This is a genomic window from Nocardia sp. NPDC051463, from assembly GCF_040681975.1.
In the GTDB taxonomy this organism is placed as follows: domain Bacteria; phylum Actinomycetota; class Actinomycetes; order Mycobacteriales; family Mycobacteriaceae; genus Nocardia.
Map to the genome: position 1 here is coordinate 106801 of NZ_JBFBAB010000006.1, position 25162 is coordinate 131962.

Sequence of the window (25162 nt, forward strand, 5' to 3'; positions counted from 1 at the left end):
GGAGCCCCACCGATGGCCGACAATGACGAGCTTCGCCGGTATCTCAAGAAGACCGCGCTAGAGCTGTTCGAGACCAAGCAACAACTGCGCGAAATCACCGATCGGTCGCGTGAGCCCATCGCCATTGTCGGAATGGCTTGCCGTTACCCGGGTGGCGTGCGGTCACCCGAGGATCTGTGGCGCGTTGTCGAAGGCGGCGTGGACGCCGTCGGCGACTACCCGTCGGACCGGGGGTGGGACCTGGAGCGGCTGTTCGACCCGGACCCGGATGTGCCCGGCACGATCTACACCCGGCAGGGCGGATTCCTCGACTCGATAGCGGATTTCGATCCCGCCTTCTTCGGGATCAGCCCGCGCGAGGCCGCGGCGATGGATCCACAGCAACGCCTGATGCTCGAGGCGTCCTGGGAGGCGTTGGAAGACGCCGGTATCGACCCGGCATCGTTGCGCGGCAGCGACACCGGGGTGTTCGCCGGTGTCGTTCATCAGAACTATGGCCCACGCGTCGGCTCCGCCGGGATCACCGCCGAGACGGAAGGCCATGTCTACCTCGGTGTTTCCAACAGCGTGCTGTCCGGCCGGATCGCCTACACCCTGGGGTTCAAGGGCCCGGCCATCTCGGTCGACACCGCGTGCTCCTCGTCCTTGGTGGCACTGCACCTCGCGTGCCAGGCGCTGCGTCAGGGTGACGCCGGACTCGCACTGGCAGGCGGCGTCACTGTGATGTCGGACCCGTCCGTGCTGATCGCTTTCGCCCGGCAGCGCGCGCTGTCCTCCGATGCCCGCTGCAAAGCGTTCGCGGCGGCAGCCGATGGGACCGGCTTCTCCGAAGGTCTGGGGATGCTGGTGCTGGAGCGGCTGTCGGACGCACAGCGTCTCGGGCATACCGTCTTGGCGGTGGTGCGTGGCAGCGCGGTCAATCAGGACGGCGCGAGCAATGGTTTGACCGCGCCGAACGGCACGTCCCAGGAACGCGTCATCACGCAGGCGCTGGTCAATGCCGGTCTCGACCCCGCCGATGTCGACGCGGTGGAAGCCCACGGTACCGGCACCATGCTCGGTGACCCCATCGAGGCGAGCGCGCTGATCGGCGTCTACGGTGCGCGGCGCAGTGCGGCGCCACTGCGCCTGGGGTCCTTGAAGTCCAATGTCGGCCATACCTCGGCCGCGGCGGGGGTCGGCGGCGTGATCAAAATGGTCCAGGCCATGCGCCACGGTGTGCTCCCGAAGACATTGCATGTGGATGAGCCGACCCCGCACGTGGATTGGTCGGCGGGCACGGTGCTACTGCTGCAGGAGCAGCAGCCGTGGCCTGTTGGCGAGCGAATCCGGCGGGCGGGCGTGTCGGCCTTCGGGGCCAGCGGCACCAACGCTCACCTCATCCTCGAGGAGGCGCCCGCGGCCGCTGCGCAGGAGACATCCGGAGAAACAGCCGAGCAAGGGGATGACGCGGCGGCGACCGCCCAGCCCGACCCGTCGGATGGTGTCGCGCTGCTGGTGTCGGCGCGTTCCGAGCCGGGGCTGGCCGCGCAGGCGGATCGGCTGCGGCAGTGGATGCTCGGCGCGCCCGATGTCGACGTGTGGGATACCGCGTTCTCCCTCGCGACCTCCCGGGCTCATCTGGATGTGCGCGGCGCGGTCGTCGGGCGCGACCGAACAGAGCTGCTCGCGGGCTTGGCCGCGCTTGCCGGTGGTGGTGGCGCCGTACCCGGCGTCGAGGTGTTGCGCGGATCTTTCGGTTCCGGAGGGACGGCATTTCTGTTCACCGGTCAGGGTGCGCAGCAGCCCGGGATGGGCAAAAGGCTGTATTCGGCGTATCCGGTGTTCGCGGCGGCGCTCGACGAGGTGTGCGCCGCATTCGATCCGCTGCTCGGGCAGGCCCACCCCTCGCCTGACGACCACACCGCGATGAGCTCCACGCTGTCCTTGCGGGATGTGATGTTCGCCGAGGACGGCGCCGCGCTCTTGGATCGGACGGAGTTCACCCAGCCCGCGTTGTTCGCGTTCGAGGTGGCGTTGTACCGGCTGGTCGAGTCGTTCGGTCCGACCCCGGACGTGCTGCTCGGTCATTCCATCGGTGAGCTGGTCGCGGCGTATGTCGCGGGGGTCTGGTCGCTGTCGGACGCGTGCGCGCTGGTGGCCGCGCGCGGGCGGTTGATGGGGGCGTTGCCGCAGGGCGGGGCGATGCTCGCGGCCGCCGTCTCCGAAGACGAGGCGACCGCGCTGGTGGCCGGATATCACAACAGACTGTCGGTGGCCGCGGTGAATGGTCCGTCGTCGGTGGTGCTTTCCGGCGACGCGGACGCCGTCGACGAGATCGAGCGACTGCTCGGCGACCCCAGCGCCAGGCTGGAGACGGCGGCGGAGGGTAATCATGAGCGAGCAAAGGCCGTACTTCGACAGAGTCGCAAGACGAGCCGGTTGCGGGTCAGTCACGCCTTCCATTCGGCGCGGATGGATCCGATGCTGGCCGAATTCCGCGCGGTGGCCGACAGTTTGACCTATCGAATGCCGACTGTCCCGATTGTCTCGAATGTGACCGGCGCGGTGGTCGATCGTGAGCTGACCGATCCGTCGTACTGGGTAAGTCAGGTCCGGGGAGCCGTTCGCTTCGCTCCGGGTGTCCAGGCACTGATCGCGACCGGTGCCCGCCAGTTCCTCGAGATCGGACCGGATGCGGTGCTGGCGGCGATGACCCGCCAATGCCTGGCCGAGGCCCCCGATATCGAGGCGCGGTCGGTGGTGGCCGCTGCCGGTCGGCGCGGTACGGACGAGGCCGCGCAGTTCACCACCTTCCTGGCCGCCGCGACCGCCGCCGGACTGGAGGTGGACTGGCGCTCGGTGTACGCGGGCCGGTCGACGCGCCGAGTTCCGTTGCCGACTTACGCATTCCAGCGTCAACGGTATTGGCTCGCGCCCACCGACGGTGTCGGTGATGTCGGCCGCGCCGGTCTTGTGGCCATCGACCACCCCATGCTCGGTGCGGCGGTCGCGATGGCAGGTACCGACGAGTGGCTCTTCACCGGCCGGCTCTCGACGGCAGCGCAAACATGGATCGCCGATCACACGGTGTTCGGCGCGGTTCTACTGCCCGGCACCGGTTTCGTGGAGTTGGCGTTGGCGGTCGGCGCTCGATTGGGTGTCGAGGTTATCGACGAACTGGTCCTTGAGGCGCCGCTGCGCTTGGACGACCGAACCGAGATCGACATCCAGATCAGTGTCGACGCGCCCGACGACAACGGGCTGCGACGGTTTGTGATTGCTTCGCGACCTGCCGACGAACAGTCCGCGGGCGCGAGCGGAATCACGCACGCGCACGGCGTTTTCGCGCCGGGCAGTGCGACTGCCGCCGCCGAGTCCGGAAGCTACAGCGAACCGGCGTCGGACGACACGACGCCCGCGGTCACGCTGTATGACCAATTGGCTGCCCTCGGACTCGATTACGGACCCGCGTTCCACGGCGTGCGCCGGACCTGGCGCGACGGCGACGATGTGCTCGCCGATGTGCAGTTGCCCGCCGAGGTCGGTGCGGACGCGGCGCGGTTCGGCGTGCACCCGGCGCTGCTGGACGCCGCGCTGCACGCCGCGGTGGACGAACTCTCCGCGGATCTGCGGCCAGGTACCGCTCCGCTGCCGTTCGCATTCCACGGTGTGCGGTTGTATCGCCACGGCGCGACGGCGGCACAGGTGCGAATCCGGCGGACCGGAACCGACAGTGTGCGGCTCGAACTCTGCGATGACGCGGGAATTCTCGTGGCGACAGTCGAATCGCTGCAGGCACGTCCGGTCGACAGCCAGGTGGTGAACAACGGTCTTTCCGTCGGTCGCCACGCGCTCTACGACGTGCGGTGGATCGCGGTCGGATCGCCGGTCACGGTCGACCCGGGCGCCAGGCGGCTGGTCGCGGTCGGCGCGCGGACCGCGTCCGGATTCGACGAGGACTACCCGGATGTGGCGGCACTGGTCGGGGCGTACAGCGCGGACACCGAAGAGGTGGGGCCATACCCGGCCATCGACGCGGTGGTGTGGTTCGCCGATGACGTCGATTCCGACGCCGGCGCGGAGTCGTCAGATGCTGATGTTGCCTCTTCGGATGCCGGCATGGTGTCGGCGGAGGCCATCCATCGACGTATGCATACGGCGTTGGCGACGATTCGATCGTGGTTGCGTCTGCCCGCCGCGGCCGAGGCCCGACTGGTCGTCGTGACGCATAACGGCATCGGTCTGCCCGGCGAGAATCCGGACCTGACGGCGGCGGCGACCTGGGGCCTGCTGCGCAGCGCGCAATCGGAGCATCCCGGTCGAATCATTCTGGTGGACAGTGCTATCGACGGCGAAGTGACCCCCGAGCTGATCGCGGCCGCTCTCGATGCCGACGCGGCGCAGCTGGCGGTACGCGAGGGTGCGCTGCTCGAGCCGCGGCTGACCCGTCGCGACGGTGCCATCGGGTCGACCATGGCGCTCGGCTCCGGCGCGGTGTTGATCACCGGCGGCACCAGCGGCTTGGGTGCTGCGCTGGCCCGGCATGTCGCCGTCATGCACGGGGTGCGTGACCTGGTGTTGGTCTCACGGCGCGGCCCGGCGGCCGACGGGGTCGCCGAACTCGTTGCCGAGTTGACCGAGCTCGGGGCCCGGCCGAAGGTGCTGGCCTGCGATGTCGGCGACCGCGCGGCCGTACAAACGCTGCTCGACAGCATCTCCGACGGTCCCGCATTGACCGCTGTCATCCACGCGGCGGGCGTCCTCGACGACGGCACCATCGACACGCTCACCCCCGAGCAGGTCGACCGCGTCTTCGCACCGAAAGTCGATGCGGCACTGCACCTCCACGAGCTCACCCTCGACCGCGACCTTTCCGCGTTCGTGGTGTTCTCCTCGATCGCGGCGGTTCTCGGTTCGGCGGGGCAGGGCAACTACGCTGCGGCGAACTCCGTTCTCGACGCGTTGGCACTCCGGCGTGTCAACGCGGGCCTACCCGCTGTTTCGGTGGCGTGGGGTCCGTGGAACGCGAGCAGTGGCATGACGGCCGAACTGGACGCGGCTGCTCTGGTCCGGTTGTCGCGTATGGGTTTCCGACCGTTGGCGCAAGCCGACGGACTGGCGCTGTTCGACCTGGCCTGCGGTGGCGGCGCACCCTTCGTCGCGGCGGTCGACTTCGACGTCGCCGCGTTGTCGGTGCAGGCTCGCGCGGGTCTGCTGCCCGGTGTGCTGCAATCGCTGGTGTCGTTGCCACGGCGCGCCGAGGCCGGTGGTGGGGACCTGGCCGGGCGCTTGGCGGCGGCGTCGCCCGACAAGCACGATGCGATCGTGCTCGACTTCGTGCGCGGTCAGGTCGCCGAGGTGCTCGGGTACGCCGCAGGCGAGCTGATCGACGCGGAGAAGCCTTTCGCCGAACTGGGTTTCGATTCGCTCGGCGTGGTGGAGTTCCGCAATCGCCTCGCCAAGGCCACAGGCCTGCGGCTGTCGTCGACCCTCGCCTTCGACCACCCGACATCGGCGGCGATTGCCAGGCACGTGCGCTCGCGGATCGAAGGCACCACAACCAGCGTGCGCCGCACGCAACAGCGGACGCGGACCGACGAGCCGATCGCGATCGTCGGCATGGCCTGCCGGTATCCCGGCGGTGTCGAATCGCCGGAGGGGCTGTGGGATCTGGTGTCCTCGGGTACGGACGCCATCAGTGAGTTTCCGTCGGATCGCGGCTGGGCGCTGGAGCGCCTGATCCATCCCGACCCCGACCACCCCGGCACGTCCTACGCCAAGGAGGGCGGGTTCCTGACGAACGTGGCCGACTTCGACGCCGGGTTCTTCGGCATCGGTCCACGTGAGGCGATCGCGATGGACCCGCAGCAGCGGCTGCTGCTCGAGGTGTCGTGGGAGGCGTTGGAGGACGCCGGGATCGATCCGACGTCGTTGCGCGGCAGCGACACCGGTGTCTACACGGGCGTGATGTACCAGGACTACGAGGCCTTGTCGCGTAAAGCCGGGCCCGAAGTCGAAGGCTACGTCGGGACCGGCGTGGCGGGCAGCGTGGTGTCCGGACGTGTGTCGTATGCGCTCGGCTTGGAAGGTCCCGCGATGACAGTGGATACGGCGTGCTCGTCGTCGCTGGTCGCATTGCATGTGGCGTGCCGAGCGCTGCGCCAAGGGGAGAGCTCACTGGCGCTGGTCGGCGGAGCGACGGTCATGGCGACGCCCCTGGTGTTCGTGGAGTTCTCCCGGCAGCGCGGTTTGGCGCCGGATGGACGGTGCAAGTCGTTCTCGGCGGCGGCCGACGGCGTGGCCTGGTCGGAGGGCGCGGCCGTGCTCGTAGTGGAACGGTTGTCGGATGCGCTGCGTTTGGGCCACAACGTCCTCGCGGTCGTGCGCGGCAGTGCGATCAATCAGGACGGTGCGAGCAACGGTTTGACGGCGCCGAATGGTCCCTCGCAGGAGCGGGTGATCGCGGCGGCGTTGGACAACGCGGGCCTGCGCCCTGCGGATGTGGACGCGGTGGAGACCCATGGGACAGGCACGCCGTTGGGCGACCCGATCGAGGCGCAGGCCTTGATCGCCGCCTATGGACAGGATCGACCGGAGTTGCCGCTGCGGATCGGCTCGCTCAAATCCAATATCGGTCACACGCAGGCGGCTTCCGGCGTCGGCGGCGTGATCAAGATGGTGCAAGCATTGCGACACGAGACCTTGCCGAAGTCGTTGCATGTGGACGAGTTGTCGCCGCATGTGGATTGGTCGGCGGGGGCGGTGCGAGTGCTGACCGAGGCGCAGCAGTGGCCCGCCGGCGATCGGGTGCGGCGCGCGGGCGTGTCGTCGTTCGGGATCAGCGGCACGAACGCGCACGTCATTCTCGAGGAAGCGCCGAAAACACCGTCCGATCAGCGGCCCCGAACAGCAGCGTCGGACCTCGACGGCGGCGTAACCGCGTCGGCGGGGTCGGACCTCGACGTCGCCGCGGTGCCGTTGCTGGTGTCGGCGAAGTCAGAGGAGGGGTTGCGGGGTCAGGCACAGCGTTTGCTGACCTGGTTGACCGACCACCCCGAGGCGGATTCGTGGGCGGTGGCGCGGTCGTTGCTCGACTCGCGCGCGTTGCTGGATCGGCGCGGAGTTGTGGTCGGTCGTGATCGAGCGGAGCTGCTGGCCGGTCTGGCCGCTTTGGCATCGGGTTCGCCGCGACCGGGTGTGGTCGACGGCGTTGCGGGGTCGGGCGACACGGCGTTCCTGTTCACCGGCGGCGGTGCGCAGCGCGTCGGCATGGGCGCCGGGTTGTACGAGGCGTTTCCGGTGTTCGCGTTGGCATTGGACGAGGTGTGTGCCGAGTTCGATCGGCACCTCGGCGGCGCCGACGCGGCGTCCGGCCACGCTTCGACCAGCTCCACGGTGTCTTTGCGTGAGGTGATGTTCACCGATCCCGAGGGTCTGCTGGACCAAATGGCGTGGATGCAGCCCGCGCTGTTCGCGTTCGAGGTGGCGATGTTCCGCCTGCTGGAATCCTTCGGTGTGACACCGGATGTGGTTGCGGGGCATTCGTTGGGCGAATTGGTTGCGGCGTACGTCGCGGGGGTGTGGTCGCTTCCCGACGCGTGCGCGCTCGTCGCGGCGCGTGGTCGATTGATGGGGGCGGCACCGTCGGGCGGTGCGATGCACGCGGCGGCTATCTCGGAGGCCGAGGCCGAGGAGATGTTGGCCGGCTATACCGACCGGGTGTCGCTCGCGGCGGTGAATGGTCCGGAATCGGTGGTGTTCTCGGGATTCGTGGATGCCGTCGACGAGATCCAGCGGCGGCTTTCCGACGCCGGTCGTCGGAACTCGCGGTTGCGGATCTCGCACGCGTCCCACTCGGTGGTGATGGAGCCGATACTGGCCGAATTCCGTGCTGTGGCAGCGGGGTTGACGTATCGGGAGCCGCTGTTGTCGATCGTGTCGAACGTCTCGGGTGCGCGGGCCGGTGCCGAGGTGCTGGATCCGGAGTACTGGGTGACGCACGTGCGCAGTTGTGTGCGGTTCGCTCCCGGTGTCGACAGTTTGGTCGAGTCCGGTGTGCGGAGGTTCGTCGAGGTCGGCCCGGATGCGGTGCTGACCGCGATGGCGCGTGAGTGTTTGGCGGAGCGCCCGGAGGTGGAGGCGAAGTCGGTGGTGCTGGCGTCCTCGCGCCGCAAGGTCGACGAGATGGTCGGGTTCGTCGCGTGTCTCGCGCATGCCCATGCGGTGGGGATGCCCGCGGATGTGCGGCGCTTGTTCGCCGGGCGTACTGCGGACCGAATTGCGTTGCCGACGTATGCGTTCCAGCATCAGCGGTATTGGTTGCAGCCGAGCGACGACGTCGTCGCGGGTTCGTTCGGGCATCCGCTGTTGACGAACGCGGTGCCGCTCGCCGGAAAGGACGAGTGGCTGTTCTCCGGACGAGTCTCCTTGCGGACGCAGCCCTGGATCGCCGACCACGCGGTGTTCGGTTCGGCATTGCTGCCAGGGACGGCCTTTGTGGAATTGGCGCTCGCCGCGGGTGCCCGACTGAACGTCGATGCCGTCGAGGAATTGCTGCTGGAGGCCCCGCTGTTGCTTGCTGCGGGCAGCGAGGTCGATCTGCAATTGAGTGTCGAGGCGCCCGATGACCAGAGCAGGCGCGCGTTCGCGATCTACTCCCGTTCCGAAGCCGCCGAAGCGGATTCGGCCGACACGCAGCCGTGGGTACTGCACGCACGCGGTGTCCTGACCGACGCCGAGGAGGTCGCCCCGGCCTGGGACGAGCGGACCTGGCCGCCATCGGGTGCCGCGCCCTCGGACGACGGGTCTCTCTATGACCGCCTGGCACAGCGCGGTTTCGACTACGGCCCGATCTTCCAGGGCGTGACCGCGATGTGGTCGGATGGCGAGCGGACCTTTGCCGAAGTCTCCCTGAGCGAGTCCGTGAGCGAGTCGGCCGCCGCGTTCGGCATCCATCCCGCGCTGCTGGACGCGTGCCTGCACGTGGCCATCGACGCGCTGATCCAGGATCTGCCGCCGGGTCGGATACCGCTACCTTTCTCGTTCTCCGGAGTGCAACTGTGGCGTTCCGGCGTCGCCGCGGTGCGTGCCAGAGTGGTCCGCGACGGCAGCGGGCAAGTACGGATCGACGCTGTCGACGATGCCGGGTCGATCGTGCTGACCATCGCCGGGGTTGCCGCGCGGCCTATCGACGCGGACGTTCTCGCGGCGAGCACGGCGCGCCGCGCGTTGCCGCTGAACCTGCGATGGACCGAGTCGCCGTTGGCCGCCGTGTCGCTTTCCGGTGTGTCGGCCACCGTGGGTTCGACACGCGTACCCGGCATCGACCAGCACTACACCGATGTCGCAGAAATAGTTGCGGCCGAGGAACTTCCGGACTTCGTCGTATGGTCGATCGGCGGTGATCGCGCCGTGGTCGCCGACGAGGCAGCCACCTCGGCGCAGCGCGCCGCGGCGATTCGGCAGTCGGTCCACACGGCCTGGGACGCATTGCGCTCGTGGCTGTCGATCGAGCAACTGACCGAAACCCGGCTCGTGGTGACGACTCATCGCGCCGCGGGCCTGCCGGGCGAGCCGGTGGACCTGGCGGCCGCCGCGGTAATCGGTCTGGTCCGCAGCGCCCAATCCGAATACCCCGGCCGGATTGTGCTGCTCGACCACGACGGCGACCTGCACGCCGATCTGGTGCGCGGCGTGCTCGAGTCGGATCAGGCCCAGGTGGCGGTCCGCGACTCCCGGATGTTCGTGCCGAGGCTGGCAAGCGGCGACGTTGCCGACAACACCGGTTCGCTCGACAAGGGCGCCTTCGGTGACGGCACGGTGCTGATCACCGGCGGCACCAGTGGTATCGGCGCGGTGACGGCTCGGCATCTTGCCCTCGTGCACGGCGTCGAACACCTGCTGCTGGTGTCGCGCCGGGGCGAACAGGCCGATGGTGTCGGGGAGCTGGTTGCCGAGCTGGCTCGACTCGGAGCCCGAGCGCGCGTCGTCGCGTGTGATGTCGGTGATCGGGCGAGTGTGGCGGCGGTGCTCGATTCGATCGGGACCGAGCACCCGTTGAGCGCGGTGATCCACTCCGCCGGTGTGCTCGACGACGCCACGATCCCCACGCTGACCGCGCAACAGTTCGACCGGGTGCTCACACCCAAGGTCGACGGCGCGCTGCATCTGGATGAGCTCACCCGAGACCACGACTTGGCGGCGTTCATCGTGTTCTCCTCGCTCGCCGCGGTGCTCGGTTCACCGGGACAAGGCAACTACGCGGCGGCGAACTCGTTCCTCGACGGGCTCGCGCGCGCCCGCCGCGCCGCGGGTCTGCCGGGGTTGTCGGTGGCCTGGGGACCGTGGAACCAGGACACGGGCATGACGGCCACCATGGACCGGGCCGCTGTGGCACGGCTGGAGCGATTCGGTGTGAAGGTGATCAGCGACGACGACGGGACCGCGCTGCTCGACGCCGCCGTCGCCATGGACGAGGCAATGGTCGCCGGTGTCGAGTTCGACAAGCCTGCGCTGTCAGCGCAGGCGCGGGCCGGACTACTGCCCGATGTGCTCAGTGGTCTGGTGTCGGCGCCCGCCCGAGCGCGGCGTGTGACGAGCGGTGGCACAACCGGTGGCCAACTGGCGCAACGGCTTGCCGCGGCGCCGGAGGACGAACGGGACGCGCTGGTACTCGGGTTCGTGCGGGAGACCGTCGCGGCCGTGCTCGGATACCCGTCGGCTGCGGCGATCGATCCCGAGACTCCCTTCAATGAACTGGGATTCGATTCGCTCGGCGGTGTCGAGCTGCGTAATCGCCTCGCCGAGTCGGCGGGCATGAAACTGCCGACGACGCTGGTGTTCGATTACCCGAATGCCACCGCCGTGGCGAAGTTCTTGCGCTCGCGCTTGGAAGCCGTCTCGACCACTTCCGCGCTCGACGACCAGATCGCTTCCCTCCGAACCCTATTGGCGACCATGTCGTCGGCGGGCGAGAAGGAGCGCCTTGCCGAGCGCATCCGCGCGACGCTGGCCGAAGCACTACAGGAACCCGAATCCACTACTCGCAGTGACCGCGATGCCGTCGAAGCGGCGAGTGCCGATGAACTCTTCGCGCTCATCGACCAGCAGATCACCTCACAGTAAGGAACGCCCATGACGAGCAACGATTTGGCGGCTATCGCGACGTCCGACGGCGTTCGGACGTTGCATCTGGAATGGGATGATCCGGCACTGGCCGTAGTCGGCCTGCTGCGGTTGTCGCGCGATGAACTGGTGCAGCGTCTGCGGTCCGGCGACTTACCCCAGCCGCCGCTGTCCAAGCTGCTCAACATCGCGGTGGTGGACGCCGAGCCGGGGCGGATGGTCCTGAGTCTCGGGCCCGACGAGCGGCACGTGAACTTCCTCGGCGTAGTCGGTGGCGGGGTGCTCGGCGCCGTCCTCGACGCGGCGATGTGGGGGGCGGTTCAACTGTCCATGGACGACACGTCCATGATCACCACCACCAACATGAATACGAACTTCCTTCGCAGAGTCTCGCACGACCAATCAACGCTGCGTGCGATCGCGCGGACCGTGCATGTGGGCCGGACGACGGCGGCCGCTGAAGCACGTCTCGTCGACGACGACGACAAGATCTATGCGACAGCGACGGCCAATTTCGTTCGATTGGGAGGCTGAGAACCTCGGCGGTCGGGTGCCAGGGCAAACGCGCCCCGCGGCCACCCGACCGCTGCGATTGCGGCGTTCAGATCGTGGCCGCCAGGCGGGTGCCTTGCTCGATTGCCCGCTTGGCGTCCAGTTCACCTGCCTCCTCGGCGCCGCCGATGAGATGCACCCGCACACCGAGTGTTTCGAGCTCGTCCCGCAGCTCCCGAACGGATTCCTGGCCCGCGCACACGATGACGTTGTCGACGTCGATCACGCGCCGACCTTCCCGGTTCGGGCCGAAGCTGATGTGCAGACCGCGATCGTCGATCCGCTCATAGTTGACCCCGCCGATCTGCTCGACCCCCTTGCCGTCCAGGGTGGCGCGGTGGATCCAGCCGGTCGTCTTGCCGAGAGTGGTGCCGAACGGGCCGATCTTCCGTTGCAGCAGTGTCACTTTCCGCAGGGCGGGGGATGGCAACGGCGTGGTCAACTGGCCCGGAGCTTGCTCGTCCTCGGTGACGCCCCACTCCGCCTGCCACTCCTCGAGCTTTAGCGCGGCGGGTCCGTCGACGGTGAGGAATTCGCTGACATCGAAACCGATCCCGCCCGCACCGACGACGGCGACGCGTTGCCCGACGGGCCGCTCCTCGCGGATCAGCTCCGGGTAGGACAGCACCATCGGGTGGTCGATTCCTGGGATATCGGGCACGCGCGGACGCACGCCGGTGGCGAGCACGACCTCGTCCCAGTTGCCGTCGGCCAGCTGCTCGGCGGTGATCTGCACGTTCAAATGCAGGGTGACGCCGGAGACGTCGAGTTTGCGGCGGAAGTACCTGATCGACTCGCTGAACTCCTCTTTGCCCGGGATACGACGAGCCAGGTCGAACTGGCCGCCGATCCTGTCGGATGCTTCGAACAGTTCGACGTGGTGACCGCGCTCGGCCAGCCCGATGGCCGCCGACAGACCCGCCGGGCCTGCACCGACGACAGCGACGCGTTTGGCGTGCTTGGTGGGCAACAGCTGCAGCAGCGTTTCGTGACAGGCGCGCGGATTTACCAGGCAGGAAACGGTTTGGCGAGTGAAGGTGTGGTCCAGGCAGGCCTGGTTGCAGGCGATACAGGTGTTGATCTCGTCCACCCGGGATTGGGCGGCCTTGTTCACCCACTCCGGGTCGGCCAGCAGCGGACGGGCCAAGGAGATGAGGTCCGCGTCGCCGCGTTCCAGGATCTCCTCGGCGACCTCGGGCATATTGATCCGATTCGACGCACACACGGGGATCGACACGTGCGCCTTGAGTTTGGCGGTATATCCGACGAACGCGGCTCGCGGCACCGAGGTGACGATGGTCGGCACGCGCGACTCGTGCCAGCCGATATCGGTGTTGATGATGTCCACGCCCGCGGATTCCAATTCCTGCGCCAGCGCGATGATTTCCTCGAAGGTCTGTCCGTCTTCGACGAAGTCGGCCAAGGACATCCGGAACATGATGAGGAAGTCCTCGCCGAGTGCGGCCCGAGTTCGTCTGGCGATTTCGACCGGGAACCGCCGTCGGTTGGCTGCCGAGCCGCCCCAATCGTCGGTACGAATGTTCGTGCGCGGCGCGAGGAACTGGTTGATCAGGAAGCCTTCGCCACCCATCAACTCGATGCCGTCGTATCCGGCCGCCCTCGCCAACTCCGCGCAGCGCACATGGTCGGCGATCGTCGATTCGATGCCCGCCTCGGAGAAAGCTTTCGGCTCGAACGCGACGAGCGGCGATGCCACGGCCGAGGGCGCGAGATTACCGGGGATGTTCGAATCTCGTCCTCCGTGGATGATCTGCAGCGCGATCTTGGCCCCGGCCTCGTGCACCGCTGTGGTGATGACTTGGTGGCGTTGGGCATCGGCCTCGGTGAGCATCGCGCAGGCGAATGGCCACAGCCAGCCTTCGCGACTGGGGGAATACCCGCCGGTGACGATCAGACCCACGCCGCCGCGGGCCCGTTCGGCGAAAAACGCGGCCAGCCGGTCGATGTGCCAATCCCGGTCCTCGAGGTTGGTGTGCATCGAACCCATCACCACGCGGTTGCGCAGCGTGACACGCCCCAGCTGGAGCGGTGACAGCAAGCGCGGAAAATCTGAACTCATGGGAAGAACCTAATGACCGGTCGGTACTCCTGCAACGGGAGTTGAACGGTCGTTCAACGTATCCGGGGAGTTGTGTCCAGGTCGGTCTCCGAGTCGGGGCGTACATCCTCGTCTCGGCCGACCGCAGCGATGCCGCTCGAGCTTCATCCTCGGTACGCCGAGCGAGCTGCTCCGAAGGAGCTCATCCGCGGATGATCAATGCGGTGCGGTTCAGAATCACCCATTCTTCGTAGTGGTCATCTGTCGCGTCCGGCACCAGGTAGGCGTCATAGCCTTTGGCTGCGGCGAAGCGTCCCCGATCCTTCAGGATGAAACTCTTTTCATTCAACTCCTCGATGCGAGTTTCCACCTCTTGCGTTGTCTCCATTCTTCTCAAGCGGTTCCGCTCGTCGTTTATCTGTGACAACACCTGCTGTTGCTCTCTGTGCAGATCTCCATATTCTACAATTCTTGCATCAGGGTGCTGCACCATTTCTATCACTTGGTCCTGATCATAGTGTGCATACTGCATTGCCCGCTGCGGATCTGTTGTCGCATAGGTGCCATGGCCGAAGCTGCCGGTGCCTGGGAAAAGTGGGCCGAACTTGAAATCCTCGACATGGCGCGCGTCGCTGACGCCTCGGAGCAGCCGGGTTCTACCTGACGATATAAGCCAGTCGATGCCCGCCGAGTCCGTCAGCGCCGCCGGTCCATCGAATCCTTGGCGTCGGTAAATTTCTGCCAGCGCCATATCGCCGTCCCGGCCGATCCTTTCTGAATAGAGCTGCCGGTAATCGAGGTCGTCGATAAGATCGCGACCGGAGGTGGGAGGGCTGAATGTCGGCGTGCCGGAATTCGGTTGTGTGATCGGAATGTGGTCCGACTCGAATTGTGTCGATTGGAAATCAGAGCGAATTTCTGAATCGGAAGAGTCGAGCGTGTGGCCTACGCTGCCGGTCGTGTCGCCATATCCTCCGGTTCTCCGCGCAGCGACCCTACCGGCTTTTGTAAGCAGCTCAGCTGTGTAATCGCGTAGCGCTGCCATCCTGTCGATCAAGATCCTGCTGATCAACCCTGTGTATCCCCGTTGAGAGGCGCCGAGTCCTCTTCCTGTAATGCTCTTCTCGCCAAGGGTATCCCGCACCGCGCAGTGGATTTACCGCCTGCGGGAGGCTCGGATCGAGGGCCACTTCGGCGGTGTCCGCTGCTCGCCTCGGACGCTGCCCGCCGCCCCAACATCCACGCACAGCACGTGCAGGCCCGGTCCAATGCGACCGGGCCTGCGCGTTTTTCGGGTGTTCGCTGGTTTCGATAACCGGGTCTCAGGCGAAGACGAGTGCGATGAGGATGAGGCTCGAGCCACCCATCACGACCGCGTGCCGCACGTTATGCGGGATCGGCATCACCCAGCGGGGGACGCCGCTTTCCGCGCCCTTCAGCAGGGCGCCGTGTCGGTGCGCGCCAGCATCGGGTCGCCCTTGCGAGCGAAAGCGACCTGGACACTCGGCCTGCGCTTCGGACGGACTTCGCGGCGGTCGGGTTGCTGTCGATGATGAGCACATTGCCGACGAGCGCCAGCGGCTGGAAGATCCAGGACAGCGATGAGACAGACGATGCCGACCGGCGCTGACCTGACTCGATGATGGCTTTCGATGCTGGTTACGTGGTGTGAGCGGGATCGGCTGACGGGGTGGTCAGCACACAGCGGGTGCCCTGATAGATCGTCGGCATGCAGCGGTTGCAGTGGGTGCACGGCGACACCGACACCTCCTCGGCGCGCATCTGATTGATCAGGTCGGGGTCGTAGAGCAGTGCTCGCGCCATGGCGACGAAGTCGAAGCCGTGCGACATCGCGGTGTCGATGGCCGCGCGGGAGGCGATGCCGCCGAGCAGGATCAGCGGGAGGTCGAGTTCGGCGCGGAAGCGCGACGCCTCGTCGAGCAGGTACGCGTCGCGATAGGGGTAGGTGCGCAGGAATTTCCGGCCGGCGAAGCGGATGCCCCAGCGCTGGGGTGGCGGGAATTGGGCGGCGAACTCACGCAGCGGGACATCGCCGCGGAACAGGTACATGGGATTGCGCAGCGAGCTGCCGACGGTGAGTTCGAGCGCGTCGAGGTTTCCGTCCTCGGCCAGCCATTGTGCGACGGTGCGGCTTTCCTCGGTGCCGAACCCGCCGCGCACGCCGTCGTCCATATTGAACTTCGCGAGCACCGCGACCTCGTTGCCGACTTCGTCGCGCACTGCCTCGGCGGTCTGCCTGGCCAGGCGCGCCCGGTTGGCCAGCGTGCCGCCATAGGAGTCGGAGCGTTTGTTCAGCGCAGGGCTGAGGAAGGCGCTGATCAGGTAGTTGTGGCCGAAATGTAGCTCCACGGCGTCGAATCCGGCGCGTACCGCGAGCCGGGCGGCCTCGGCGTGTGCGGCGATGATGCGCCGAATATCGGTCTCGGTCGCCGCGTGCGTGACGCGCAGACTGATGGGGCTGAGCTGCCTGCTCGGGGCCAGCGCCGGTGCGCGGTTGGAAGCCGCGTTGGCGACCGGGCCCGCGTGGCCGAGCTGTGCGGAGACCGCACCGCCCTCGGCGTGAACCGCGTCGGTGAGTTGTTGCAGGCCGGGCACGGCGTCGGTGCGCATCCAGATCTGATGACGATCGGTGCGGCCCTCCGGCGCGACCGCGCAGTAGGCGACGGTGGTCAGTGCCGCACCGCCGGCGGCGACCCTGCGGTGGAACTCGATGAGATCGTCGGTGACCAGCGCGTCCGGTGTGCGTCCCTCGAACGTCGCGGCCTTGATGATGCGATTGCGCAGCCGGACCGGCCCGAGCATGGCGGGTTGGAACGCGTCGCGGATCTCCGTCGGCATGACCCCACACTAGAACGTGTTGCAGTTCGATGGCACCGAAACGCGCGGCGCGAACATATTGACTCCCTATGAGAACCTGTTCTAATTTTTGTCATGCGTAGATACGAGGGCCGCCGAGTATTGGTCACCGGAGCGGGATCGGGCATCGGTCAGGGCATTTCCCTGCGGCTGCTCGACGAGGGGGCGCAGTTGGTCGCCGCCGACATCGACCAGCCCGGTCTGGAAGCCACCGCGGCGAAGGCGGGCGATGCCGCCGACCGCCTGCAGACCGTGCAGGTGAACGTCGCCGATCCCGAATCGGTGCGCACCGCGACCGGCTCGGGGCTGGAATTCCTCGGTGGTCTCGATGTCCTGGTGAACGCGGCAGGCATCCTGCGGTCGGCCCGCACCCACGAAATGTCGCTCGAGGTATGGAATCAGGTGATCTCGGTGAACCTCACCGGAACCTTCCTGATGACCCAGAGCGCGTTGCCCGCGCTGGTGGAATCCGGGCACGGCGTCGTGGTGAATCTGTCCTCTACGGCCGCCTTCAGCGCTGCGCCCTATCTGGCTGCGTACGCCGCCTCCAAGGGGGGAGTCAATGCCTTCACCCACGCCATCGCGCTGGAATACGCCAAACAGGGTCTGCGCGCGGTCAATATCGTGCCCGCGGGCATCACCAGCGGGATCACCACGAAATCCATTCGGGATCAGCCGGAGGGCTTCGACCCGAGCCTGTTCGCCAGGCTGACCGGCTGGCTCAACGGTGGCGCGCTCGGCAGCCCGGACGATATCGCCGGCGTGGTCGCGATGGTCGCCTCCGATGACGGCCGCTACATGACCGGGACCGAGATCCGCATCGACGGCGGGGCTTTGATGTAGCCCCTACGCGGGCGTCGCGATCAGTAGGTGGTGTGGGATCGGCGGGTTGGGCAGCTCATGGTGTGCGACGGAGCACCCGGCGCGCTTCAGTGCGTCGATCACCTCGCCCACCGGCCGCAACGTGAATCCGTATGCGGTGAACGGCATTTTCGCCATGGCGTCGGCGTCGCCGATACCGATCACGAGGTGGCCGCCCGGCCGGACGACGCGCGCGAGTTCGGTGCACGCGGCGTCCAGTTCGGGCACGAAGTACAAGGTATTGACGGTGATCGCGGCGTCGAGGCTGTGATCGGCCAGCGGCAGGGCCGTCAGCGCACCCTCCGCGAGATGCATTCGGCCCGCCTCCATTTCGCGCGAATAGGTCGATCGGGCTCGCGTCAGCATGTCCTCGGAGATCTCGATACCTGTGAGTGGTTGTCGACTGTGTGGACGATGCAGTGCAGTGCTTGTGGATAGCCCGCGCTGATCGTGGACTCGGGTGTGTGGCAGCGACGTTCGGCCCGGCACCAGATGTCGCGAGTCTGCACAGGTTGTGCGATACCGATTTCAACGTTGTGGACAGTCACGCGTCGCTCGCGTGTGAAGGGATCAGTCGGAGGCGTTCGGGCCGGTGGCGAGTCCACGCTGGATAACGGCGAGGGTGTGGGTGATGGCCTGTTCTCGTGCGGCGTCGTCCAGGCCGGGAATGGGGCCTTCGACCATCAGTGCGGCAAGTCCGTGCACCATTGCCCAGGCCGCGATTTCGGCGTCGGGGCGGTGTGCCGGGTCCATGTAGCCGATCTCGACGAGCTCGTCGAGCAGTGTGGACAACAGGTTGAACGCAGGTGATTCTTCCGGCGCTCCATCGACGGGGCCGGTTTCGCAGAAGGCGGTCCGGAACAGCCCGGGTTCGGCTCTGGCGAAGGCGATATATCCGCGGCCGACCGCATTCAGGCGCAAGATCGCGTGCGCTTCGGGGCCAAGGGATTCCACACCGGCGGACATCGCGCCGAACAGGCTCTGCTGTGCCTCGGTCTGCGCCGCGACGAGCAATTGTTCGTGATTGGTGAAGTGGCGGTAGGCCGCGGTCGGTGTGACACCGGCCAGCCGGGCGGCCGCGCGGACGGTCACCGCCTCCGGCCCGCCGGTCTCCGCGAGCTCGGCGGCGGCGCGCACGAGCGCGTTGCGGAGGTCACCGTGGTGGTACGGGCCTTCGCGCCGGCCGCGCCTGGTCGTTGATTCCGAGTTCGTCATCTTTTCGATGTTGACACCTGCACACATCTCATGGCAAGTTAACACCCATCAAGTTTGCGACCGTAAACATTCTCGATCGGGGAGGCCCGACATGTTCGAAAGACTCGGCAGATTCACCGTCCGCCACGCCCGCTGGATACTTGTCGTCGGCGTCTTGGCGCTGCTCGCGGGCGGGGCGGTCGGCGCAACCGCGTTCAGCAAAATGCAGCCAGGAGGGCAGGAGGATCCGCACGCGCAATCCAGCGCCGCGACGAGCCGATTGGCGGACAAGTTCGGTGCGGACACCGACTACGTCTTCCTGATCGGGGCGAAGACCGGCACCGTCGACGACGCGGCTGTTGTCGACCTCGGCCGGGACCTGGTGCGCCGACTCGCGACCGACAGCAGGCTCACCAATGTCGTCTCGTATTGGGAGACCGGATCTCCTGCGATGCGGTCCGCCGACGCCACCGCGGCCGTCGTCCTCGCCGGCAGTTCGGCCAGGGACGCCGCCGACAAGGAGAAGGACGCCGAGGCGATCGTCGCGGATTACCGGGCCGACGGCCCGGCCGCGCAGATTCGCATCGGCGGCAGTTCCGCGATCTTCCATTCGATCACCGAGCAGATCGGCAAGGACCTCGGTCTCGCGGAAGCCGTTGCGGTGCCGTTGATCCTGGCACTGCTGGTGCTCGCCTTCGGCAATGTGATCGCCGCGCTGCTCACCCTGGTCGTCGGCGGGATCGCCATTCTGGGCACCTTCACCGAACTGGCGATCCTCGGCTCGGTCACCGATGTGTCGATCTACGCGGTGAATCTCACCACCGGCCTCGGCCTCGGGCTCGCGGTCGACTACGGCTTGCTGATGGTCAGCCGATTCCGGGAACGGCGCGCGGCAGGCGCGCAGCCGTCCGACGCGGTGGTCGCCGCGGTGTCGACGGCAGGGCGCACCATCGTGTTCAGCGCGGCGACGGTGATCGCGGCGCTCTCGGCCCTGGTGATCTTCCCGCAGTACTTCCTCCGCTCGTTCGCCTATGGCGGGATCGGCGTTGTCGGCATCTCCGCACTGGCCGCGGTCGTCGTTCTGCCCGCACTGCTGGCGGTGCTCGGCGCGCGCACCGATGCCTGGCGGGTGCCCGGCGTCCGTGGGATCCGTGGTGACGCGACGCCGTTCTGGGCAGGTGTCGCCGGTTTCGCGATGCGCAGGCCGGCGCTGGCAGGCGTTCCGGTGGTCGCGGTGCTGCTGCTTGCGGCGGCGCCGCTGCTGAATGTGCAGTTCGGCACCCCCGACGATCGGGTGTTGCCCACCAGCGCCGAGGTGCGGCAGGTCGGTGATGCGATGCGCGAGGACTTCGGCGGTGGCGACGCCAACGCGCTGTCGGTGGTCACGACGGCCGCAGTGGCCGCAGGCCCGCTTGCGGACTATGCGCGCACCCTGTCACTGGTCGAGCACGTTACGCAGGTCGATTCCAGCGCGGGTACTTTCGTGCGCGGCGCCCAGTCGGCGACCTCGCCCGCCGACGCCAGGTTCGCCCGGCCCGACGCACAGCGGCTGGCCGTGCTCACCGATCTGGACCTCAACTCGAGCGCCGCTCGTGAGCTGGTCGACAAGGTGCGCGACGTTGCGAGCCCCGCCGGGGCACATGCCTTGGTCGGCGGGCAGGCCGCCGAGCTGCGCGACAGCCTTGCCTCGATCGGATCGAAGCTGCCCATCGCGATCGGCTGGATCGTGTCGACGACCTTCGTACTGCTGTTCCTGTTCACCGGCAGCATCGTGCAGCCGCTGCGCGCCCTGCTGTCGAACGTGCTGAGCCTGGCCGCGACCCTCGGCCTGATGGTGTTCATCTTCCAGGACGGTCACCTGTCCGGTCTGATCGGTTTCACACCCGCGCCACTGGACGTGTCGATGTTGCTGCTGTTGTTCTGCATCACCTTCGGCCTGTCGATGGACTACGAGGTATTCGTGATCAGTCGGATCAAAGAGTTGCGTGACCGTGGCGTGTCCGCGGGTGACGCGGTGGTCGAGGGCTTGGCCAGGACCGGCAGGCTCGTCACCACCGCCGCGGCGCTGATCTCGATCAGCTTCCTCGCCTTCACCACCAGCGATGTCCGGTTTATCCAGTTCTTCGGGCTCGGTGCGGGTTTGGCGATTCTGATCGACGCGACGCTGGTGCGCGGCGTGCTGGTGCCGGTGGCGATGCGGCTGCTGGGCCGGGCCGCCTGGTACGCGCCGCGGCCGATGCGGTTGGTGCACGCTCGAGTCGGCCTCGCCGAGGGCTGAACGAGGTTCGTCCGACGGCCCTCGCGCGCGGTGCGCGGGGGCCGTCCGTGGCTTTCTCGGTGTTGTCGGTAGCGCCGTGACATGGCTGCCAATGTGTGGATTTCGCCTGGTTCGACCGCATTCTCGGAGGCAATGAGGCGAAGATCACACACGGCTGCATAGTTGCGGCCGCGGTGCTGACGGCTGCGGAGTCGACGGCATGAGCAACCACCTTTGCGGGCATGAGCAACCACCTTTGCGCAACTGGTTATTTCTGATCTTGACAGGCCGTCGGTATACCTACGTGCAGCACCGCATGGCACATATCTTGTTTATTACGCATTAAACAAACCTTGAGTCGCTTTCTGTTCATCCACTGTCCAGCTATCTCGATTAGTGACCGCTAAACATGCAGGTCGTGACGCATGTCAGGTGACCATGGAGAGATCTATTGAACGGCTTCAGCTAATCGTTCGGAGAATGTTCGATGCGCCACCCGCTGGTTAAGGATCGTCGCACGGTATCCAGTGGCGAGCGCCCCTTTGTGGGCCGCGAACTCGGCATCAACAGTGCCGCCATGGGTTAGCTGGAGTAGGGAAAAACCATGCACCCACATGGGTTTGCTGGCGTGCTGCTTTATACGCTCGACCTCGGCGTGGAGGGTTGCGTGCGGATAACGATTGTGTAGAGTTGACGGTAACGCTGGCCGCAGCTGAGCTGGACTCGCTGCGGCCAGCGGAACTCAAATGGGGGAGTTCACCACTCGGCCGTAGCGCATCGTTGCTACCGATTGCCCGAAGCCACTTCACTCACCGTGTGCTCGCTGTTGTCTGCCGGTGGTCCCCGGCCGGGCTCCCTACCACCGCCGCCTCCTGCTCCAACACCGCGTGCCGACCCGCGCCGAACACATACACCAGGAACAAGACTTCGGCGACGAACCCGATCGCGATGCGCGCCGAAGCCGGCAGCGGGCTCGGTGTGACGAAACCCTCCAGGAAGCCGGACACCAGCAGCACACCGACCAAGCCGAGCGCGATCACCGCGGTGGCCCGTCCCTGCCGCGCCACCGCCTCGAGCCTGCCCGACCGACCCGGATCGATCAGCGTCCAACCCAGCTTCAGACCGGCCCCGCCCGCCACGAAGACCGCCGTCAGCTCGAGCATCCCGTGCGGCAGGATGAACCCGAAGAAGGAGTCGAGCCTGCCTGCCTCGGCCATCAGCCCGGCGCTGACGCCCACATTGAGCGCGTTCATGAACAGCAGGTAGACCGCAGGCAGGATCAGCACACCGGTGAACAACGCGATCGCCGACACCCACGCGTTGTTCGTCCACACTTGCGCGGCGAACGCGCCCTGCGGATGCTCCGAGTAGTAGGTCTCGAATTTGCCGCCCGGTTCGGTGAGTGCGTCGGTGTTGTCAGGCAGACCGAGTAGGTCGTGCGCCGCACCGGATCCCCGCACCCACACCGCAAGCCCGCCCGACACAACGAGGAACACCACCGCGACGCTCACCCACCACGGCCAGGCCCGGTAGACCGCCGCAGGGAACCGGTGCGTGCAGAACCTGCCGATCTCCGCCCAGGTATCGGTCCTGGTGCCGAGCACCTTGCCGCGTGCCCGCGCCAGCAATGCGCTGAGCCCGGCGATGAGTTCGGGGTCGGGACTGTGTGACTGCAATCGAGCCAGCTGTTGCGAGGTCCGCCGGTACAGCGCGACGAGCTCATCCGCCTCGGCGCCGCTCAGCGACCGGCGCCGGGCCAGATCGTCCAACCGGTCCCAGGACCGCCGGTGGGTGTAGCTATACGCGTCGACGTCCATTGGTTGCCTCCCTGACCACTGGTCGGAAGAATGCTATGCGACATGGCTGAATTCACTACCGGCGAAGCGGTCGCGCTCGAGCTGCCGATCGCACGGATCCCCACCAGGGCGACGGCGTTGCTCATCGATGTCGTGGTGCAGTTCGCGCTGGGTTGCTCGCTGCTGTTCGTGGCTGCCACGGCGTTGGCCGCCGCGGGCGCGGATTCGGCGTGGATGGACGTCGCGGCGCTGTCGGTAATCGTCGGGATGCTCATCGGCTACCCGGTGGCCTGCGAAACCCTGATGCGCGGGCGCACGGTCGGCAAGGTGATGATCGGCCTGCGGGTGGTTCGTGCCGACGGTGGACCGATCGATTTCCGCCACGCGCTCACCCGCGGCCTTGCGGGCGCGATCGTCGACTTCTGGATCCTCGGCGGATTCGGCGCCATTGGCGTGCTCACCTCGATGTGTTCCCCGAACGCGCGCCGCATCGGGGATGTGCTCGCCGGAACCGTTGTGGTGCATGCCCGGACGAGCCTGCCGTGGCCCGCGCTCGCCACGGCCCCGCCCTGGCTCGCGGGCTGGGCCGGCCAGCTCGACCTTTCCGGCCTCCCCGAGGATCTCGCCCTGTCGGTGCGTCAGTACCTGACGCGGGTCCACACCCTCACGCCGGGCGTGCAGGCGAATCTCGGCCAGGCGCTTGTCAGCGCGCTCTGCGCGCGGCTGCAGATTCGGCCGCCGCTGGGTTATCCGCCGGTGCAGGTGCTCGGCGCGGTGATCGCCGAACGTCAACGCCGGGCACTGCCTGGCGCAGCTGCGGCTGTCTCGCCGTTCGTCATGGGCGCTATCCACCGCTGAAGCGTGTCGCCCAATCGGGGAGAGTGGTGGACGCCCTCTTTCTCCGACGTCGTCCACCTATCCGGCGTGAGTGTCGGAAACATGCTGTTGCTCGCCCAAGGAAGCAAGGTTGACCGCAGCGTTGTGATCACGGTCGAGTTCGTGTGCCATCCCCGCACCGATGATCTCCTCGGCCAGAGTCGGTTCGCTGTTGCGGGCACCCAGCGTGCATAGATCCGACTCGACGGAAACCATCGATCCGCGAGGACTACGGCGCCACTGCGCCGGGCTTGTTCGTAGCCGTCGCACTCACATAGTTCCGGATTGCTTCAGTTCGAGATACTCGTCGGCCAAGGCCTCCGGCAGGCGGTCCGCAGGCGCGGAGACAACAGCGATTCCCCTGCGGCGCAGCGAGTCCTGCACCAGTGCGCGCTCGGCGAGGATGGTCTCCGCGGTAGCGGCGAGGTAGAGGTCGGCGCGGGTGTCGCGGCGCGCGGCGGTAGCGGCGATCTCGGGGTCGGTGACCGAGACGATCAATACCCGGTGCCGTTGGGCGAGCACGGGCAGCACCGGGAGCAGGTTCTCCTGCACCGCGGCGCCGTCGAGGCTGGTGAACCAGACCACGAGGCTGCGGCGGCGGGTACGTTGGATGGCCGCGCGGACCATACCCGCGCTGTCGGTGTCGACAAGGGCGGGGCCGACGCCCGCCATCGCGTGCATCAGCTTCAGCTGCAACCCTTTTCCGCCGACGCCGCGAACCTCCGCGCGGACCTTCCTGTCGAAGGCGAGCAGATCCACCGAATCGCCCGCCGCGGCGGCCAGCCCGCCGAGCAGCAGCGCGGCCTCGATGCTCGCGTCCAGTCGGGTGCCGTCGTCGATGTGCCCAGGACTGCCGACCCGGCCTGCGCTGACGCGACCGGTATCGAGCAGCATCAGCATGTGCCGGTTGCGTTCCGGACGCCAGGTGCGCACCAGCACGTCGGTGGCTCTTGCGGTGGCGCGCCAGTCGATGGACCGCACGTCGTCGCCGGGGACATACTCACGGAACGAGTCGAACTCGGTGCCCTGGCCGCGCAGGTTCGCGACATTGCGACCCTCGAGATGTTGCAGCCGTTTCACTTTCGATCGCATCAGGTGTTCGCTGCGGAACGGCGGCAGCGCACGCACCCGCGCGGGCACGATGCGCCGGGTCTGCCTGCCCGCGATGCCCAACGGGCCGATCAGCCGCAGCGTGACCGGGCCCGCCTCTCGATCGCCCCGGTAGGTCGGCGTGAGCGAGGTGTGCAAGCGCGTCCGAGTGTTGTGCGCCAGATCCAGCCGGTGCGCGCGGTGGGTGGCGCGTGCGCTGTCAGGCCAGTCGTCCCACAGGGTGCCGCGCACGATACGGGTTCCGCTGTTGAGGACGACGAGCTCCACCTCGGTGCTGCGGCCGAGGCGGACAACGGTCAGCGGTGCTCTGCTGAGAGTGAGATCGCGCGGGCGTGCGACCGAGCCCATATCGACGAGCACAGCGGTGGCAAGAGCACTCGTCATCAAGGCCACACCGAGCCAGGTCGGCAGGACGAAGACGACGAACAGCGCGACGACCGCGCCCGCGGCGGCCAGCCGACCGGTGACGACCAC

General features: G+C 67.2%; 13 protein-coding genes. 5 read left to right on the forward strand and 8 right to left on the reverse strand.

Annotation, left to right across the window (positions count from 1 at the left end):
- Positions 1-12: 12 nt before the first annotated feature.
- Both AB0M74_RS11530 and AB0M74_RS11535 read left to right on the forward strand, forming a co-directional pair.
- Positions 13-11106, forward strand: coding sequence for an SDR family NAD(P)-dependent oxidoreductase (locus tag AB0M74_RS11530; RefSeq protein WP_364905001.1), 11094 nt, complete (start codon positions 13-15; stop codon positions 11104-11106).
- A 9-nt stretch (positions 11107-11115) separates the two neighbouring features.
- Positions 11116-11640 (forward strand): PaaI family thioesterase, encoded by a 525-nt coding sequence (locus AB0M74_RS11535; RefSeq protein ID WP_364905004.1) that lies wholly within the window; start codon positions 11116-11118, stop codon positions 11638-11640.
- Between the two features lie 67 nt (positions 11641-11707).
- On the opposite strand, the gene AB0M74_RS11540 is transcribed toward AB0M74_RS11535, so the two are convergent.
- The 3 genes from AB0M74_RS11540 to AB0M74_RS11550 form a co-directional block, all read right to left on the reverse strand.
- Positions 11708-13738: an NADPH-dependent 2,4-dienoyl-CoA reductase gene (locus tag AB0M74_RS11540; RefSeq protein ID WP_364905006.1), complete on the reverse strand. Its 2031-nt coding sequence runs from the start codon at positions 13736-13738 to the stop codon at positions 11708-11710.
- Positions 13739-13919: 181 nt separating this feature from the next.
- The gene (locus AB0M74_RS11545) at positions 13920-14762 is read right to left on the reverse strand and encodes a hypothetical protein (protein ID WP_364905008.1); all 843 of its coding nucleotides are present in this window, start codon (positions 14760-14762) and stop codon (positions 13920-13922) included.
- Positions 14763-15376: 614 nt separating this feature from the next.
- Positions 15377-16576: an NADH:flavin oxidoreductase gene (locus AB0M74_RS11550; RefSeq protein ID WP_364905011.1), complete on the reverse strand. Its 1200-nt coding sequence runs from the start codon at positions 16574-16576 to the stop codon at positions 15377-15379.
- Between the two features lie 93 nt (positions 16577-16669).
- Here AB0M74_RS11550 and AB0M74_RS11555 point away from each other — a divergent pair, with 93 nt between their 5' ends.
- Complete coding sequence (locus tag AB0M74_RS11555; RefSeq protein ID WP_364905013.1) at positions 16670-17437, forward strand: SDR family NAD(P)-dependent oxidoreductase; 768 nt, start codon at positions 16670-16672, stop codon at positions 17435-17437.
- 3 nt (positions 17438-17440) lie between these two features.
- Here AB0M74_RS11555 and AB0M74_RS11560 read toward each other — a convergent pair whose 3' ends face one another.
- Entirely contained in the window at positions 17441-17944 is a 504-nt protein-coding gene (locus tag AB0M74_RS11560; protein ID WP_364905016.1) for a class I SAM-dependent methyltransferase, read from the reverse strand.
- 81 nt (positions 17945-18025) lie between these two features.
- On the reverse strand, positions 18026-18670 hold the full coding sequence (locus tag AB0M74_RS11565) for a TetR/AcrR family transcriptional regulator (protein ID WP_364905019.1): 645 nt from the start codon (positions 18668-18670) through the stop codon (positions 18026-18028).
- A gap of 91 nt (positions 18671-18761) precedes the next feature.
- Here AB0M74_RS11565 and AB0M74_RS11570 point away from each other — a divergent pair, with 91 nt between their 5' ends.
- The gene (locus tag AB0M74_RS11570) at positions 18762-20927 is read left to right on the forward strand and encodes an MMPL family transporter (protein ID WP_364905022.1); all 2166 of its coding nucleotides are present in this window, start codon (positions 18762-18764) and stop codon (positions 20925-20927) included.
- Between the two features lie 788 nt (positions 20928-21715).
- On the opposite strand, the gene AB0M74_RS11575 is transcribed toward AB0M74_RS11570, so the two are convergent.
- Complete coding sequence (locus tag AB0M74_RS11575) at positions 21716-22723, reverse strand: stage II sporulation protein M (RefSeq protein WP_364905025.1); 1008 nt, start codon at positions 22721-22723, stop codon at positions 21716-21718.
- A gap of 42 nt (positions 22724-22765) precedes the next feature.
- On the opposite strand from AB0M74_RS11575, the gene AB0M74_RS11580 reads away from it, so the two are divergent.
- Entirely contained in the window at positions 22766-23560 is a 795-nt protein-coding gene (locus AB0M74_RS11580) for an RDD family protein (RefSeq protein ID WP_364905028.1), read from the forward strand.
- Between the two features lie 57 nt (positions 23561-23617).
- Here the strand turns inward: AB0M74_RS11580 and AB0M74_RS11585 are convergent, their stop codons facing one another.
- Both AB0M74_RS11585 and AB0M74_RS11590 read right to left on the reverse strand, forming a co-directional pair.
- On the reverse strand, positions 23618-23794 hold the full coding sequence (locus AB0M74_RS11585) for a hypothetical protein (RefSeq protein ID WP_364905030.1): 177 nt from the start codon (positions 23792-23794) through the stop codon (positions 23618-23620).
- A 54-nt stretch (positions 23795-23848) separates the two neighbouring features.
- A complete protein-coding gene (locus AB0M74_RS11590; protein ID WP_364905033.1) occupies positions 23849-25162 on the reverse strand; it encodes a DUF58 domain-containing protein in 1314 nt (437 codons plus the stop codon).

Bases quoted from the DNA above. Each gene is read 5' to 3' on its own strand.
- AB0M74_RS11580 (WP_364905028.1), top strand. From the start codon at position 22,766: ATGGCTGAATTCACTACCGGCGAAGCGGTCGCGCTCGAGCTGCCGATC.
- AB0M74_RS11550 (WP_364905011.1), bottom strand. From the start codon at position 16,576: ATGCCGACGGAGATCCGCGACGCGTTCCAACCCGCCATGCTCGGGCCG.
- AB0M74_RS11585 (WP_364905030.1), bottom strand. From the start codon at position 23,794: ATGGTTTCCGTCGAGTCGGATCTATGCACGCTGGGTGCCCGCAACAGC.
- AB0M74_RS11565 (WP_364905019.1), bottom strand. From the start codon at position 18,670: ATGACGAACTCGGAATCAACGACCAGGCGCGGCCGGCGCGAAGGCCCG.
- AB0M74_RS11540 (WP_364905006.1), bottom strand. From the start codon at position 13,738: ATGAGTTCAGATTTTCCGCGCTTGCTGTCACCGCTCCAGCTGGGGCGT.
- AB0M74_RS11530 (WP_364905001.1), top strand. From the start codon at position 13: ATGGCCGACAATGACGAGCTTCGCCGGTATCTCAAGAAGACCGCGCTA.
- AB0M74_RS11555 (WP_364905013.1), top strand. From the start codon at position 16,670: ATGCGTAGATACGAGGGCCGCCGAGTATTGGTCACCGGAGCGGGATCG.
- AB0M74_RS11535 (WP_364905004.1), top strand. From the start codon at position 11,116: ATGACGAGCAACGATTTGGCGGCTATCGCGACGTCCGACGGCGTTCGG.
- AB0M74_RS11570 (WP_364905022.1), top strand. From the start codon at position 18,762: ATGTTCGAAAGACTCGGCAGATTCACCGTCCGCCACGCCCGCTGGATA.
- AB0M74_RS11575 (WP_364905025.1), bottom strand. From the start codon at position 22,723: ATGGACGTCGACGCGTATAGCTACACCCACCGGCGGTCCTGGGACCGG.
- AB0M74_RS11545 (WP_364905008.1), bottom strand. From the start codon at position 14,762: ATGGCAGCGCTACGCGATTACACAGCTGAGCTGCTTACAAAAGCCGGT.